16 protein-coding genes are annotated in these 16,285 nt (G+C 35.0%); all 16 read left to right on the plus strand.

The window, feature by feature from the left end:
* The first annotated feature begins 20 nt into the window (after window positions 1–20).
* The 16 genes from dprA (at window position 21) to DM447_RS08695 (ending at window position 16,280) form a co-directional block, all read left to right on the plus strand.
* Window positions 21–947 carry a DNA-processing protein DprA gene (dprA, locus tag DM447_RS08620; protein WP_112180832.1) on the plus strand — a complete coding sequence of 309 codons (927 nt, stop codon included), beginning with the start codon at window positions 21–23 and terminating at the stop codon, window positions 945–947.
* A gap of 158 nt (window positions 948–1,105) precedes the next feature.
* Window positions 1,106–3,184 (plus strand): type I DNA topoisomerase, encoded by a 2,079-nt coding sequence (gene topA, locus DM447_RS08625; protein ID WP_112180833.1) that lies wholly within the window; start codon window positions 1,106–1,108, stop codon window positions 3,182–3,184.
* A 342-nt stretch (window positions 3,185–3,526) separates the two neighbouring features.
* A complete protein-coding gene (gene xerC, locus DM447_RS08630) occupies window positions 3,527–4,447 on the plus strand; it encodes a tyrosine recombinase XerC (RefSeq protein ID WP_112182701.1) in 921 nt (306 codons plus the stop codon).
* A 13-nt stretch (window positions 4,448–4,460) separates the two neighbouring features.
* A complete protein-coding gene (hslV, locus tag DM447_RS08635; RefSeq protein WP_112180834.1) occupies window positions 4,461–5,006 on the plus strand; it encodes an ATP-dependent protease subunit HslV in 546 nt (181 codons plus the stop codon).
* An 18-nt stretch (window positions 5,007–5,024) separates the two neighbouring features.
* Window positions 5,025–6,425, plus strand: a complete 1,401-nt coding sequence (hslU, locus tag DM447_RS08640) for an ATP-dependent protease ATPase subunit HslU (RefSeq protein ID WP_112180835.1) — start codon at window positions 5,025–5,027, stop codon at window positions 6,423–6,425.
* A 93-nt stretch (window positions 6,426–6,518) separates the two neighbouring features.
* Entirely contained in the window at window positions 6,519–7,298 is a 780-nt protein-coding gene (codY, locus tag DM447_RS08645) for a GTP-sensing pleiotropic transcriptional regulator CodY (protein WP_112180836.1), read from the plus strand.
* 437 nt (window positions 7,299–7,735) lie between these two features.
* Window positions 7,736–8,128, plus strand: a complete 393-nt coding sequence (gene flgB / locus DM447_RS08650) for a flagellar basal body rod protein FlgB (RefSeq protein WP_112180837.1) — start codon at window positions 7,736–7,738, stop codon at window positions 8,126–8,128.
* Entirely contained in the window at window positions 8,128–8,583 is a 456-nt protein-coding gene (flgC, locus tag DM447_RS08655; protein WP_112180838.1) for a flagellar basal body rod protein FlgC, read from the plus strand. Before flgB ends, flgC begins: the two co-directional genes overlap by 1 nt.
* A 23-nt stretch (window positions 8,584–8,606) precedes the next feature.
* On the plus strand, window positions 8,607–8,912 hold the full coding sequence (gene fliE / locus DM447_RS08660; protein ID WP_112180839.1) for a flagellar hook-basal body complex protein FliE: 306 nt from the start codon (window positions 8,607–8,609) through the stop codon (window positions 8,910–8,912).
* A gap of 36 nt (window positions 8,913–8,948) precedes the next feature.
* Entirely contained in the window at window positions 8,949–10,562 is a 1,614-nt protein-coding gene (fliF, locus tag DM447_RS08665) for a flagellar basal-body MS-ring/collar protein FliF (protein WP_112180840.1), read from the plus strand.
* A 12-nt stretch (window positions 10,563–10,574) separates the two neighbouring features.
* A complete protein-coding gene (fliG, locus tag DM447_RS08670) occupies window positions 10,575–11,585 on the plus strand; it encodes a flagellar motor switch protein FliG (RefSeq protein WP_112180841.1) in 1,011 nt (336 codons plus the stop codon).
* Window positions 11,578–12,330 (plus strand): flagellar assembly protein FliH, encoded by a 753-nt coding sequence (gene fliH / locus DM447_RS08675; protein WP_157967303.1) that lies wholly within the window; start codon window positions 11,578–11,580, stop codon window positions 12,328–12,330. Before fliG ends, fliH begins: the two co-directional genes overlap by 8 nt.
* Entirely contained in the window at window positions 12,320–13,636 is a 1,317-nt protein-coding gene (fliI, locus tag DM447_RS08680; RefSeq protein ID WP_112180843.1) for a flagellar protein export ATPase FliI, read from the plus strand. Before fliH ends, fliI begins: the two co-directional genes overlap by 11 nt.
* Window positions 13,633–14,079: a flagellar export protein FliJ gene (fliJ, locus tag DM447_RS08685; protein WP_112180844.1), complete on the plus strand. Its 447-nt coding sequence runs from the start codon at window positions 13,633–13,635 to the stop codon at window positions 14,077–14,079. Before fliI ends, fliJ begins: the two co-directional genes overlap by 4 nt.
* Window positions 14,080–14,084: 5 nt before the next feature.
* A complete protein-coding gene (locus DM447_RS08690; protein ID WP_112180845.1) occupies window positions 14,085–14,690 on the plus strand; it encodes a MotE family protein in 606 nt (201 codons plus the stop codon).
* A 36-nt stretch (window positions 14,691–14,726) separates the two neighbouring features.
* A complete protein-coding gene (locus DM447_RS08695; protein ID WP_112180846.1) occupies window positions 14,727–16,280 on the plus strand; it encodes a flagellar hook-length control protein FliK in 1,554 nt (517 codons plus the stop codon).
* Window positions 16,281–16,285: the final 5 nt, after the last annotated feature.

The following is a 16,285-nucleotide window of genomic DNA, read 5'->3' on the forward strand; positions in this document are numbered from 1 at the left end:
TAAAAAAGGAGTGCTGTTTATTGTATAATGCTCGTTTTCGACTTATTCACCTTCATCGATCTACCGCTACAACAAGAGCCCTTATTCATAACATACTAAAAATTGACCCTACCCTCACAACTTTATATGATTTGAAGCCAACTGATTTCATTTCACTTTTATCGTTATCATCTGATCGCGCAAACAAATTACACCAAGATCTACATAATAAGACGTTAATTGAAACCATACAGCAAGACCTGGATCAGTTTCATATATGGACAATTTTAGATCCAAATTACCCGTTAGCACTTAGGATGATACCAGATCCACCACTTGTATTATACGGATTAGGAAACTCGGAATTATTTAAGCATACACCAGCTTTAAGTGTAATTGGAACTAGAAATCCTTCGTCTGAAGCTAAACGAAAAATGCACTACATACTAACGCCATTAGTTAAAACGGGTTGGTTGTTTGTTAGTGGTATGGCATTGGGTATTGATGGTTATGCACATAAAATGGCATGCCATTTTGAAGGTAAAACAATAGCGGTGTTAGGTGGTGGACTTCGACATGTTTATCCTAAACAACATAAAGAATTATTTAGACAATTAGTAGAAGAACAATTGGTTGTTTCTGAGTATCCTCCTAGCTTTCCACCTCAACGCTATTATTTCCCCGAACGCAATCGAATAATAAGTGGCTTAGGATTTGGAACAATTGTAATAGAAGCTAAAGAAAAAAGTGGTTCTTTAATTACAGTAGATCAAGCCCTAGAACAGGGCAGAGAGGTATATGCCGTTCCAGGAGCTCCTTGGTTTATCCAAACGAATGGGTGTCATAAAATGATACAAGATGGCGCTAAATTGGTACAAAATACCTATGATTTGATAGAGGAATGGGAACGAATTGAGAAGAATTGGTGTCAAACTTTAAATGAAATTGGCCAAATATATGCTGATTAAGAAGATAAGTTACTTGCTTATGTTTGACAAATCAACAAAAAGTATTTAATAATAGTGAAGATTTATTAATAAAATGAACCTATTGTTAATTTTAGTGTATAGTGTGATTATAATCGAAAAAAGAGTAGAAGAAATGAAACCTCTTGGGAGGAAAAGAAATGGCAGATTATCTTGTAATAGTAGAATCACCAGCAAAAGCAAAAACAATTGAACGTTATTTAGGTAAAAAATATAAAGTGAAAGCATCAATGGGACACGTACGTGACTTACCGAAAAGTCAAATGGCTGTAGATGTAACCGATCACTTTACCCCGAGATATATCACGATTCGTGGTAAGGGTCCTGTCTTAAAAGAACTAAAAGCTGCAGCCAAAAAAGTTAAAAAAGTTTACCTAGCAGCTGACCCCGACAGAGAAGGGGAAGCAATTGCATGGCACCTTGCTCATAGCTTAGGTATCGATGAAACATCTGAATGTCGTGTGGTATTTAATGAAATAACAAAAGATGCAATAAAAGAATCATTTAAACATCCACGAAGTATTAATATGGATTTAGTAGATGCGCAACAAGCGCGCCGAATTCTAGATCGATTAGTAGGTTACAATATTAGTCCGCTTTTATGGAAAAAAGTAAAAAAAGGGCTTAGTGCTGGTAGAGTTCAATCAGTAGCAGTAAAAATGATTATTGATAGAGAACGTGAAATAGAGAAATTCGAACCAGAAGAATACTGGTCAATTGATGGATTATTTGACAAAGATAGTGAAATATTTGATGGCGCTTTTTATGGTATCAATGGTAAAAAGACCGCATTACCTAACAAAGATGAAGTAGATAAGATCTTAGCAGAATTAAAAGATAAATCATTCTTAGTAGACAAAGTGAAAAAACGAGAAAGAAAACGAAATCCATCAGCACCATTTATAACGTCATCAATTCAACAAGAAGCAGCTAGAAAATTGAATTTCAGAGCTCGAAAAACAATGATGGTTGCGCAACAGTTATATGAAGGAATTGATTTAGGTAAAAAAGATGGTGGAATTACCGGTTTGATCACATACATGAGAACAGATTCAACTCGTCTATCTGATACGGCTAAGAAAGAAGGAAAAGATTTTATTATCGAGAAGTACGGATCAGAATTTGTCGGAGATGTGAAACAGAAGAAAAACGCTGAAGGTGCACAAGATGCACACGAAGCAATTCGACCAACTGCAGCATTTCGTGATCCAGCTTCATTAAAAAGTATGTTATCAAGGGATCAGTATAGATTGTACAAGTTAATTTGGGATCGTTTTATTGCAAGCTTAATGGCTCCAGCAGTAATGGATACCATGACAGTACATTTATTGCAAAATGGTGTGGAATTTAGAGCCACTGGTTCTAAAGTCAAATTTAAAGGTTTTATGAAAGTATATGTAGAAGGTAACGATGATAACAAATCAGATGCTGATAAACTTTTACCAGACTTAGAAGAAGGTATGCAAGTAGAAGCAACTGAAATTAAACCGAACCAACACTTTACACAGCCACCTCCGCGCTACACGGAAGCACGGTTAGTCAAAACAATGGAGGAACAAGGTATTGGTAGACCATCAACCTATGCTCCTACGCTTGATACCGTTCAAAGACGTGGTTATGTTACATTAGATAATAAGCGATTTGTACCAACGGAACTAGGTTACATTGTACTTGATCTTGTTGAAGAATTTTTCCCGGAAATAATTGACGTTGATTTCACTGTTAAAATGGAAGGTGATTTGGATTCGGTCGAAGCAGGTACAACGAATTGGGTAAATATTATCGATGATTTTTACCAAGGATTTGATAAACGATTGAAGATAGCCGAACTTGAAATGGAAAAAGTTGAAATACGTGATGAACCAGCGGGTATTGACTGTGAATTTTGTGAACATGAAATGGTTTATAAAATGGGAAGATACGGAAAGTTTTTAGCGTGTTCCAATTTTCCAGATTGCCGTAACACGAAACCAATTTTAAAAGAAATTGGTGTGACGTGTCCTAAATGTAAAACGGGTAACGTAGTAGAAAGGAAATCGAAAAAGAAAAGAACTTTCTACGGATGTGATACGTATCCAGAATGTGATTTTATTTCATGGGATAAACCGGTATCACGACCGTGCCCTAAATGTGAAAGTCTTTTGGTTGAGAAGAAAGCTAAAAAAGGAACACAAATTCAATGTACAGCTTGTGATTATAAAGAAGAAACACAAGAATAGGCCATACTTAAAAGCAGTTTGTGATATATCGCAAACTGCTTTTTTTCAATGAATTATATGATTTTATTAATAGATAAGGATATATTTCGCAATAGTAGGATATAAATGATACTAATAGAAAAATTATAATAATGAGAAAAATGAACCAATTGGAAACAGTTCAAAATATTGATTGACATTCTCTTTTGAAACAGCTATAATTTTTCGGTGGTAAGTAATTATACTTGACAGGATAAAAAGTAATTGTACATACCTTTAAAACAATTCAGAATTTTCAATTGCATCCTTACATGTAATATGTTAAGCTTTAACCGCCTATGATGAGGTGAATTTATGGAACTAATGGATGAAAATACAAAACTACTGCAACAATTCCAGGAATACTTGCAAATCGAAAAAAATGCATCGCCTTACACATTAATTTATTATACAAAAGATATTGAAACATTTTACAAATTTCTTTCAGAAGAATCAATTGATTTCTTACCTGATATTGATTACCATGTAGTTCGTTTGTTTTTGACAAAACAATATGATCTACAGTTATCAAGACGAAGTGTATCTAGAAAAATATCAAGTTTACGTAGTTTTTTTCGATTCTTAGAGCGGGAAGAAAAAGTACAAACAAATCCTTTTTTAAACCTTACACTTCCAAAAGCAGATAAGTTAGTGCCAGACTTTCTATATCAACAAGAGCTAGAAAAGTTATTTGCGATTTGTGATTTAGAGACTCCGTTAGGGCAAAGAAATCAAGCGATCTTAGAGCTAATGTATGCTACAGGAATTCGTGTTAGTGAATGCACAACGCTAACGAAAGAGGCAGTTGACTTTAGTTTAAAGACGATCTTAGTTATAGGTAAGGGACGGAAGGAACGGTATATACCTTTTGGTTCTTTTGCAGAAACAGCTTTACAACGTTATATAAATGATGGTCGAGAAATTCTGTTGAAAAAATCGAGTTCTTTTCCAACTAATACGATCTTTTTGAATGCCAAAGGTACACCACTTACGACGCGTGGGGTTCGATTGATTTTTAATAATTTAGTGAAGGATACAGCGTTAACAATTAACCTTCACCCGCATACGCTTCGGCACACTTTTGCTACCCATATGCTAAATGCAGGTGCTGATCTAAGAAGTGTGCAAGAATTATTAGGACATGAACATCTTTCGTCTACACAAATCTATACGCATGTAACGAAGGATCGACTGCGCCATATTTATATGGATAGTCACCCTCGTGCTATTAATAGAGACAAATGAAAGAGGTGGAATGATGAGTTCAGAATTTCATGCGACAACCATTTTTGCTATTCAACATAACGGCGAGTGTGCAATGAGTGGCGATGGTCAAGTAACAATGGGAAATGCAGTAGTAATGAAACATAAGGCCCGTAAAGTTCGTAAATTAGCTAAGGGTCAAGTTTTAGCTGGTTTTGCTGGCTCAGTTGCAGATGCGTTTACACTTTTTGAAAAGTTTGAAGCTAAACTTGAGGCGTTTAACGGAAATCTTCAACGTTCTTCGGTTGAATTAGCAAAGGAATGGCGAAGCGATAAAGTTTTACGTAAGCTAGAAGCGATGCTGATTGTAATGAACAAAGAAACATTATTACTCGTTTCAGGAACTGGTGAAGTAATCGAACCGGATGATGGCGTGTTAGCCATTGGTTCAGGTGGTAATTACGCGCTTGCTGCTGGTAGAGCGTTGAAATATCACAGTTCAGAATTATCCGCTAAAGATATTGCGCAAGCAGCTTTAGAAATAGCGGGAGATATTTGTGTGTATACAAATGATCAAATTACATTAGAAGTAATTGAGTAAAGTAGGGAGGCAATGTATATGGGAATGGATATGTCCCCGAAACAAATAGTTACGGAGTTGGATAAGTTCATTATTGGTCAAAAACAAGCGAAAAAATCGGTTGCTATTGCACTCAGAAATCGTTATCGTAGAATGCAATTAGATGATAAGATACGCGATGAGATTGTTCCGAAAAACATTATAATGATTGGTCCTACTGGTGTTGGTAAAACAGAAATTGCTAGAAGGTTGGCTAAACTAGTAGGTGCTCCTTTTGTAAAAGTAGAAGCGACAAAGTTCACAGAAGTTGGCTATGTTGGACGTGATGTGGAATCAATGGTGCGTGATCTTGTAGAAATGGCCATTCGAATGGTTAAAGAAGAGAAAATGGAACAAGTGCAAGATAAGGCGAAAGAGTTGGCTACTCAACGTTTAATTAAATTACTTGTACCTGTTGCGAAAAAACAACAGAATAATTTTAAAAATCCATTTGAAATGCTTTTCCAAGGTCAAGACACACAAGAAGAACAAACAGATGAAACCGATGAGAAAGATCAAGAAATCGAAACGAAACGCGAACGTATTGCCCGACAGTTAAACTTAGGTGAACTGGAAGACGTTATTGTTTCTGTTGAAGTGGAAGAGCAAACTCCTTCCATGTTTGATATGATGCAAGGTTCGGGTATGGAACAAATGGGAATGAATATGCAAGATGCATTTGGTCAACTAATGCCTAAGAAAAAGAAAAAAAGAAAATTATCGGTTAAAGATGCAAGAAACATTTTAACTCAACAAGAAGCAAATAAATTAATTGACATGGATGAAGTTACACAAATCGCAACGAATAAAGTAGAACAATCAGGTATTATATTCATTGATGAGATTGATAAAGTTGCTGCTAAAAATGACCAACAAGCAAATGTATCTAGAGAAGGCGTCCAACGTGATATTTTGCCAATTATTGAGGGTTCAACGGTAGTAACAAAATACGGAGCAGTAAAAACTGACCATATCTTATTTATTGCAGCTGGTGCTTTTCATATGGCTAAACCTTCTGATTTAATTCCTGAATTGCAAGGTCGATTTCCAATTCGTGTTGAATTAGAAAAACTGTCGATAGAAGATTTTAAGCGAATCTTAGTCGAACCTTCTAATGCGCTATTAAAACAATATCAAGCTTTATTAAAAACAGAAGGTATTGAGGTACTGTTCACAGATGAGGCGATTACGCGTTTAGCTGAAGTAGCATTTCAAGTTAATCAAGAAACCGATAACATTGGTGCTAGAAGACTGCATACTATTCTAGAAAAGTTATTAGAAGAATTATCGTATGAAGCATCAGATGTAACAATGCCGACAATTGAGATTACAGAAAGCTATGTTGATGATAAATTAAGCTCTATTGCTAAAAACAAAGATTTAAGTCAATATATATTATAAACTTGAAAATGTGTAATCCGATTAAAGGATATTATTTTCAGTTATCTTACAGTTCATATAACAGGATAACCAAAATTAGAGTGGAGGAACATCATGGAACTATTAGAAAGAGCACGAAAAATTAATTCTATTCTGCAAAAAACAACGAGTAAATCAGTGAATTTTAATGATATGGCAGGGGCATTACGTGATATTATTACGGCTAATATTTTTGTTGTTAGTAGAAGAGGAAAGTTATTAGGTTTTGCGATTAATCAACAAATTGAAAATGCTCGAATGAAATCAATGTTAGAGGAAAGACAGTTCCCTGAAGAATATACAGATAGCCTATTTAATATTAATGAGACGACTTCAAATATTGATATTGACAGTGCTTATACAGCATTTCCAGTTGAGAATCGTGAACTATTTAAAAGTGGTTTAACAACAATTGTCCCAATTATTGGTGGTGGAGATAGACTTGGTACACTAATATTAAGTCGTTTAACTAATAGCTTTAATGACGATGACTTACTACTAGCTGAGTATGGTGCCACAGTTGTTGGTATGGAAATCTTACATGAAAAAACAGAAGAAATTGAAACGGAAGCGCGTAGTAAAGCTGTTGTACAGATGGCAATTAGCTCCTTATCATACAGTGAATTAGAGGCAATTGAACATATATTTGAAGAATTAGATGGTACAGAGGGATTGCTAGTAGCAAGTAAGATCGCTGATCGAGTCGGAATTACTAGATCTGTAATTGTTAACGCATTACGCAAGCTAGAAAGTGCTGGTGTCATTGAATCTCGTTCATTAGGAATGAAGGGAACATATATTAAAGTTCTAAATAACAAATTCTTAATAGAACTACAAAAAATTAGATCGAATTAAAAAAGTAGCATTCTGATAAACTTCAGAATGCTACTTTTTTTATGAAAATATGCTAAAAAAGAAAATGAAACTATGTACCTAGTTTTAAATTATACTTTAGCATTATTTCAAGCATAGCAACGTATATCACAAAAAATGCATTACTTTTAATCCGAATATGAGCGTTTTTGTTGAAATTTGACCTAATTTGTTATTCCAATTTTTCAAAGGATATGCAATAATATAAACATAAATAACTGTTTTTCGACACAAATCGATAATATTACATTATTCTTATGGAAAAGTGGTTCTTTAGTCGCTATTGTCAAATTACGGCTAGCACTAAAGTCAGTTTGTGAAAAAAGAGCATAGACAGTTAGTCATATTTAAATTACAATATTCGATATCAAAGAACTTTTTTCGACGGTTCATTCATTAATTAGGGGGGTATAACTTCTATGTCACTTTTCGGTGGTGCTATTTCAAGTTTGCAAAATGGATTAGATTATGCAACAACTAAAAATCAAACAATTGCTAATAACATTGCAAATGTGGATACGCCTAATTATAAGGCTAAGGATGTTGTCTTCAAAAATGTACTTAATCAAGAGATGGATAGTGGATTTCAAGCGAAAAGAACTAACGAAAGACACTTGACATTTGGTAGTAGCGAAAGCTCATCTCGTATTGTTTCAAATAATAGTACCGAATACAATCACAATGGTAATAATGTAGATATTGATAAAGAAATGACAGAGCTAGCCAACAATCAAATTTATTATCAAGCTTTAGTTGAACGTATGAATGGTAAACTTAATAGTTTGCAAACTGTAATTAGAGGAGGGGCATAATGAGTATATTTAACTCGATTAATACAAGTGGTAGTGCATTAACTGCTCAACGATTAAGGATGGACACAATCTCCTCTAATATTGCAAATGCTGATACAACTAGGGCAACAATTAATGAAGATGGAGAATATGAAGCATATAGAAGAAAAACAGTTTCATTTGAAGCAAAGGATAATAGCTTTTCATCTTATTTAAACCGTGCTTCGAATTCCAACCAAGGGGCCGGATCTGGTGTTCGTGTTGACGAAATTACGGAAGATGATGAACCTTTCATAGAAGTTTATAATCCTACCCACCCAGATGCTGGTGAAGATGGATATGTTTCCATGCCAAATGTGGATCCATTAGAAGAAATGGTTGACTTAATGAGTGCAACACGTTCTTACGAAGCAAATGTAACATCCATAAATGCAACGAAAAGCATGTTGATGAAAGCGTTAGAAATTGGTAAGTAATTAAAGACCGGGGGAATAAATAAATGGCGATAAACATTCAAGCACTTCAAACACCTACCTTATTAAATCAAGAAACCACAGCTTCTAAACTTTCTGTTGGTGAAGCGCAAAATCAATTCTCAAATCAACTCAAAACCGCGATAGAACAATTAAATGCATCTCAAATTGAATCTGACATAAAGACAGAGGCGCTTGCAAATGGTGAAATAGATGATTTACATGATGTAATGATTACTGCACAAAAAGCTAGTGTCACATTAAACGCAGCTGTAGAAGTCCGTAGTAAAGCGCTTGATGCTTATAATGAAATTATGCGGATGCAAATATAAGAAACAATTGGCTGACTTGTTGTATGGAGGCAAATGATGAAACAGAACTTAATAACATATAAAAATAAAATCATAGAATTTTGGCAAAGTAAATCCAAGAAACAAAAAGGATTTGGACTTTCATTAATCTTTTTATTTCTTCTAATTGTAGTTGGTGGAAGCTTCTTTGCAACAAGGACTACAATGGTGCCATTGTATAGTAATCTATCAATTCAAGAGGTTGGGCAGATAAAAGCAGAGTTAGACACTAGAGGTGTGAAATATGAAGTGGAAGGTGCTGGAACGGTAATTAATGTGCCAAGTGAAGAAGCAGATACATTACTTGTTGATCTTGCGGCACAAGGTATACCAAACAGTGGAAATATTGATTATTCTTTTTTTAGTGAAAATACTTCTTGGGGAATGACAGATGGTGAATTTAATGTAATGAAACTTGATGCCTTGCAAACAGAATTGGCAAATTTAATGACTGGAATTTCAGGTATTGAAAATGCTACTGTCATGCTTAATATACCAGAGGATCAAGTTTTTGTGAGTGATGCAGTACAGCAGGCATCTGCATCAATTGTTCTGACAACCACACCTGGGTACCAGTTTGAGGAAAGTCAAATTAATTCACTTTATTTACTTGTTTCTAAAACGGTACCAAACCTCTCTACAGACAATATCGTCATTATGGATCAAAACTTTAATTACTATGATCAAAATAGTTCTACTACCGTAGCAAGTGGCGATGCTTATACCACACAGCAGACAATCAAAAAGGATATTGAACGAGATATTCAAAGACGTGTGCAGCAAATGCTAGGTACGATGGTTGGAGCAGATAAAGTTGTAGCATCTGTTACAGCAGATATAGATTTCACACAAGAAAATCGAATAGAAGAACTAGTAGAACCAGTAGAAGTAGATGGAGAAGAAGTAGAAGGTTTACCAGTTAGTGTTGAAACGATTACAGAGACATATACAGGAAATGGTGCAGCAGCTGCCGGTGAGGTTGGAGTGGGCGATGAAGATATAGCAAACTATGTTGCGGAAGATGGTGCTGACTATGGTGAATATGAAAAAGTTCAGGAATCTATTAATTATGAATTTAATCGAATACAACGTGAAATTATAGAAAGTCCATATAAAATTAGAGATTTAGGTATTCAAATAGCAGTAGATAATACAAAAGAAACAGTTGACGCAAATGGTGAACTAGAGCTTTTAACAGCACAAGAACAAGCCAATGTTGAAGAGAGTATCGCGTCGATACTAGATTCTATTATTTCTACTTCTATTGACGGAACGTATGGAGAAATTAACCCAGAAGATAAAACATCTATAGTATTTCAAGAATTCAATGGTATTCAAACAGCAAATACGCCTGTTGGAACCGGAATCCCCACATGGATTTATATAGTTGGAGGAACCTTACTTGTTCTAGTAATTGGCCTTATTATTATGTTGATAAGAAAACGAAGAGAACCAGAAGAAGAAATGGGATATAGTGAAGATGTAGTGTCACAAGAGACATTTGAAGTTCCTGATATGGAAACAGCAGCAGATACCGAATCATCAATCAGAAGAAAACAGCTTGAAAAAATGGCAAATGACAAACCAGAAGAATTTGCTAAGTTATTACGTAGCTGGATTTCTGAGGATTAGGGGGAAAGCTTCATGGCAAGAAAACAAACATTGACTGGTAAACAAAAAGCTGCGATTCTATTAATCTCATTAGGACCAGATGTTTCAGCACAATTATATAAACATTTAACAGAAGAGGAAATTGAAAAACTAACCTTAGAAATTTCCTCTGTTAAAAAGGTGGAAACGGAACAAAAAGAAGAAGTCTTAGATCAATTTCATCAGATAGCATTAGCGCAAGATTATATTGCGCAAGGTGGTATAAATTATGCAAAGACTGTTTTGGAAAAAGCCTTAGGAGCTGATGAGGCAGGTAATATTATCAATCGGTTAACATCATCTTTACAAGTTAAACCTTTTGACTTTGCTAGAAAAGCAGATCCTGGCCAAATTTTAAATTTTATACAAAATGAACACCCACAAACTATTGCTTTAGTTTTATCCTATTTGGAAAAAGAACAGGCTGGTCAAATATTATCAGAGTTGCCTCAAGAGATGCAGGCTGATATTGCGAAAAGAATTGCAATAATGGATTCAACATCTCCTGAGATAATTTATGAAGTAGAGCAAGTGTTAGAACGGAAATTGTCTGCAACAGTAACGCAAGATTACACACAAACAGGTGGGATTCAGGCAGTAGTAGAAGTTTTAAATGGCGTGGATAGAAGTACAGAAAGAACGATACTAGATGCATTAGAAATACAAGATCCAGAGTTAGCAGAAGAAATCAAGAAACGAATGTTCGTATTTGAAGATATTGTTACATTAGATAATCGTGCTATTCAGCGGATTATACGCGAAGTTGAAAATGATGATCTTCGTCTATCACTGAAAGTAGCAAGTGATGAAGTGAAAGAAGTTGTCTTTAGTAATATGTCGAATCGTATGGCTGAAACGTTCAAAGAAGAAATGGAATTTATGGGCCCTGTTCGTTTACGGGATGTCGAAGAATCACAAACACGAATTGTTTCTGCAATTCGTCGTTTAGAAGAAGTAGGTGAAATCGTTATTGCACGTGGTGGAGGAGATGATATTATTGTCTAACCAATTGGATCGAAAAATCACACCAAGTAAAGTAATCGGTATTAAACCACTAGAAGTTCGACAAGATTTTACAGAACAAGATTTACTAGATCAGAAAGCAATTCTTGAAATACAATTAGAACAAGCGAAGCAACAGTTGCAGCAAACAAGGGAACAAGCGGATCAATTACTTGCTGATACAAAGATGACAATAAAAGATAAAGAGAAAGAATGGCAAGAAGAGAAACTGAAGTGGATTGAAGAAGCAAAACAACATGGACATAATGAGGGTTTTCACGAAGGTAAAGAAGATAGTTTAAATGAATATCAAACATTACTCGATCAGGCTAGTGAAATTGTTCAACTAGCTAAAAAAGAAAAACAAACAATTTTAGCCCAATCGGAACCAACGATATTACGGTTAGGGATAGCAGCAGCGTCGAAGATCATACAACATGAATTAGTCGAAAGTGATGCTTATATCGAAATCACAAAAAAAGTTTTAAAAGAAGTTTTAGATCAGCCATCAATTCGTGTTTTTTCAAATCCAAGAGATTATCAAACACTGCAAAAGTATGAAGATGAACTTCGTTTAATAATTGATGCAAAAGCGGACCTACTATTCTATCCAGATGAATCATTATCCGAAGGCGCTTGTATTATTGAAACACCTTTTGGAAAAATAGATGCAAGTGTTGACAGTCAATTAGAAACTTTGCGTCATGCATTGTTAGACTTAGCGGAGGAGATAAATCGTGAATCTTGATACGTATGTAGAATCAATTGAAAATTCGGATTTATACAAACGATTTGGAAAGATTCAACGTGTTGTTGGACTAATGATTGAATCAAAAGGTCCGGCAGTTAGTATAGGGAATGTTTGTTATATTCATACTTCTGCAAAAACAAAGATTTATGCTGAAGTTGTAGGTTTTCATGATGAAAATGTACTTTTAATGCCCTATGCATCTATCAATGAAATTAGTCCTGGAAGTCTTGTTGAAGCGACTGATAAGCCACTTACGATAAAAGTTGGTCGAGGTTTAATTGGGAAAGTTGTAAACTCAATGGGACAGCCGTTAGATGATTCAACGTTACCGAAAGGTTTAATGTCCTATTTAACCGAGAGAACACCGCCAAATCCTCTATCTCGTCCAAGAATATTAGAACCAATTCAACTGGGTGTCAAAACAATTGATTCATTGTTAACAGTTGGAAAAGGGCAACGTGTCGGGATTTTTGCGGGGAGTGGTGTTGGTAAAAGTACACTACTAGGAATGATTGCCCGAAATAGTGATGCGGATATTAATGTTATTGCAATGATAGGGGAACGTGGCAGAGAAGTTAGAGAGTTTATTGAAAAAGACCTTGGTGAAGAAGGCCTAAAGAAATCAATTGTAGTTGTAGCAACATCAGATCAGCCTGCGCTAATGCGGATAAAAGGTGCATATACAGCAACGGCTATAAGTGAATATTTTCGTGATCAAGGTTTAAACGTAAATTTAATGATGGATTCTGTTACACGAGTTGCGATGGCACAACGGGAAGTTGGTCTAGCTACTGGAGAACCACCAACAACTAAAGGTTATCCACCTTCTGTGTTTTCTATTTTACCAAAATTATTGGAGAGAACAGGAACCAGTGATAAAGGAACGATTACAGCTTTTTATACTGTATTAGTAGATGGAGATGATCTAAACGATCCTATTGCAGATACGACAAGAGGAATACTAGATGGTCACTTTGTCTTAGATAGAAAGTTAGCAGAGCAAGGACAATTTCCAGCTTTAAATGTATTAAAATCCATTAGTCGTGTAATGCCACAGATAACATCAGAGAAAGATCAAAAAATAGCGCAAGAGGTCCGTAAGATTTTATCAACATTTGAAGAGAATTATGAATTAATACAAATAGGTGCATATAAACGTGGAACAAGTAGGGAAGTAGATCAAGCCATTCAGTTACATCCAAAGATTATTTCTTTTTTGAAACAGGGAATGGAGGAATCTTGGTCAAGGGATGAAGCAATGACGTTACTTGAGACTAGTTTATATGGAGGTAAAAAAGCATGACAAATATAAAAGCTTTTCAAAAAATACTGTCACATCAAGAGCGCTTAAAGAACGAGGCACAAATTAATTACCAAGAAGCAATGAATAATTTCGAGACTGTTGCAACAAAGTTATATCAGTTATTGCAGAAAAAAGAAGAAGTCGAAAAACAATATGCTTATTATCTAAAATCTAGTGGTACAGTCACTACATTAGCGACACATTATGCTTATATCGATGAAATAAAGAAAAAAATACAGCAAGTGGAATTAGAAGTAAGCAAGAAGCGCGTAATAATGGAAAAAAAACAAGTGTTATTAACACAATCACATATTGAAGTGAAAAAGTTCGAAATAATAATTGAGAAAAAAAACGAAAAAGAAAAATTGCGTGAAATATATACTGAGAATCAACAAATGGACGAAACGTCATTGAGACAGTTTTTAGCTAATGAAGATAGGTGATTAAAATGGTAGAAAAGACAAAACAAGAAAAAAAGGCAAAGAGCCCTGGCTTCATGCAATGGGTATTAGTAATTGGTATACCTTTAATATTTGCTATCATACTTGCTTTTATTATCTTTTCATTTATGGGTATTGATGTTATTGCTAAAACAAAAGACGCAGCTAATCAGATCCCCTTTCTTTCTTCGGTTGTCACAACAGATGAAGAACAAGAAGTCGAACGAGAAGAAGAAAAGGTTGAGACACAACTTTCTGAAAAAGATGCAGAAATTGAAACACTGCAAACAGAAGTCTCCAATCATGAACAAACAATTGATGAGTTAAATCAAGAAATTGTTAAACTTACGAACCAAACGGAAGATACTTCTGATGAAGAGGTAGAAACGGAAGGTGAAGTGCAAGAGAATGAGGAAGAGAGCGAAAATTTGGATAAGCTGACAAAGTCTTATGAAGAAATGGACCCCGAAAGCGCTGCTCCCATCTTGTCAAATGTTGAACGCGATTTAGCTACAGCGATCTTACAACAAATGAAGGATGAAGAAAGAGGGGAAGTACTTAGTGCAATGGATGCAGAAGTTGCTGCAGAACTTACACAACTATTACTAGAATAGTTTACGTTGAAATTATTTGAAGGGGGGTGAAAAAGTTTGAATGTAACGGGACTTTTAAATCAGCAAACAACCCAGTTAGGAAATACTTCTACGAAAAAAGGTAATGAAGGACAATCAGTCTTCGGTAGTCTATTAGAATCAATAGGTAGTAAAGTGAATAACAGTTTGATTGGTGGTCAGTCAAAATCAAGCACTAGAGAACAGCTAGAATCTTCTGAAGAGGCTAATTCAATTGAAACATTATTTTCATCGTATTTAGCGGGTGATAACGCTAGTTTAGAGCCATTACTAGAGCAGTTGAAGATTAAAAGTGATGAACTAACTACTTCAACTGATGAATCAATTCGTATTGCCGAATTAGCTGAGCAATTGATGTTATTAGAAAACGATACAGATATATCTAATCAGATGAAAAGTTTATGGGATCAACTTGAACCAGCTTTTGAGCAACTATCTACTGATCTAGCAGAAAGTACTTCTGAAGAAGATGTGTTGGAATTAGTAGAGCAATGGATTGCTGTTTCAGAGGAAGCGCCTGAGCAAAGTAGCAACTTCCTTAAACAACAAAATAACACTGAACTAGCAACATGGCTTGAAAATATAGTCTCTTCCAAAGCTATAGCAGAGGAGAATACCAAAACTAATCAGGCTAGCGTACAAATGGCGTCATTAGAACAATTATTTCAAAATAACACTTTACAAAATGTCGATGTTAATCAACAAAGTATAGAGAAGATAGCAAACTTATGGAAACAAGTAGAACAAGTAGCCGCACAAGTATCTTCTGGTAAGTTTGATCAAGAATCGAGTGTAAAAGTTCTGAAATTATTAGAACAATGGACATCTTTAGAGAAAAGCACACCGCTAGAAACAGCGAATTTGTTACAAGAGAAAAAAGGGACGAATGAAGGTCAGTTATGGTCTCGCTTATTAGGAACATACCAAAAAAGAACTGAAGGTCAGATGCAGGCTAAATACCAGTCTAGTGCAATGGTAACAACGACGGACGTTTCAAAGTGGATGAAGAATGCTGTTACAAGTCTATCATCTGAAACAAAGGCTACAGTAAATGCTGAAACTTTAGCAACAGGTCAACAAATTTCTAAGTTAGAACAATTTGTTGTACATGTAAAGCAGTCAACACAAACAAACCAAAAATCTACTTCTGATAATTTAATGGAAGAATTTCAAAAAGTTATTAAATCAAGTAAATTTATGTCAGGTCCAAATGGATCTAACGAGTTATTATTGAAATTAAAACCTAATCATCTAGGAGATATTTCAGTTAAATTAACCCAAATAAATGGGGAAATGATGGTGAAAATCACTGCCACAACACAAGCAGCTAAAGATGCGTTAGAAACAAATATTCAACAATTACGCCATATGTTTTCACCAAATCAAGTAGTGATTGAAAAACAAGATGCGCAAATGTTCCAGCAAACACAAGAAGAGTCCAATTCCTCATTTGATGAACAGATGTCAGAGTCGTCTCAACAAGAAGATGCTGAAGGAAAAGAGCAGAATGATGGAGAGCAGGATCAAAGTAGTATAAGTTTTGAAGAAGTATTAATGAATGAGAGAGTGTAGGTGAA

The sequence above is a fragment of the Paraliobacillus zengyii genome (genome assembly GCF_003268595.1).
GTDB lineage: Bacteria > Bacillota > Bacilli > Bacillales > Amphibacillaceae > Paraliobacillus_A > Paraliobacillus_A zengyii.

What these genes read in the sequence shown, in the direction of transcription:
- topA (WP_112180833.1), top strand. Translation starts at nt 1,106, where the DNA reads ATGGCAGATTATCTTGTAATAGTAGAATCACCAGCAAAAGCAAAAACA.
- xerC (WP_112182701.1), top strand. Translation starts at nt 3,527, where the DNA reads ATGGATGAAAATACAAAACTACTGCAACAATTCCAGGAATACTTGCAA.
- hslV (WP_112180834.1), top strand. Translation starts at nt 4,461, where the DNA reads ATGAGTTCAGAATTTCATGCGACAACCATTTTTGCTATTCAACATAAC.
- hslU (WP_112180835.1), top strand. Translation starts at nt 5,025, where the DNA reads ATGGGAATGGATATGTCCCCGAAACAAATAGTTACGGAGTTGGATAAG.
- codY (WP_112180836.1), top strand. Translation starts at nt 6,519, where the DNA reads ATGGAACTATTAGAAAGAGCACGAAAAATTAATTCTATTCTGCAAAAA.
- flgB (WP_112180837.1), top strand. Translation starts at nt 7,736, where the DNA reads ATGTCACTTTTCGGTGGTGCTATTTCAAGTTTGCAAAATGGATTAGAT.
- flgC (WP_112180838.1), top strand. Translation starts at nt 8,128, where the DNA reads ATGAGTATATTTAACTCGATTAATACAAGTGGTAGTGCATTAACTGCT.
- fliE (WP_112180839.1), top strand. Translation starts at nt 8,607, where the DNA reads ATGGCGATAAACATTCAAGCACTTCAAACACCTACCTTATTAAATCAA.
- fliF (WP_112180840.1), top strand. Translation starts at nt 8,949, where the DNA reads ATGAAACAGAACTTAATAACATATAAAAATAAAATCATAGAATTTTGG.
- fliG (WP_112180841.1), top strand. Translation starts at nt 10,575, where the DNA reads ATGGCAAGAAAACAAACATTGACTGGTAAACAAAAAGCTGCGATTCTA.
- fliJ (WP_112180844.1), top strand. Translation starts at nt 13,633, where the DNA reads ATGACAAATATAAAAGCTTTTCAAAAAATACTGTCACATCAAGAGCGC.
- DM447_RS08690 (WP_112180845.1), top strand. Translation starts at nt 14,085, where the DNA reads ATGGTAGAAAAGACAAAACAAGAAAAAAAGGCAAAGAGCCCTGGCTTC.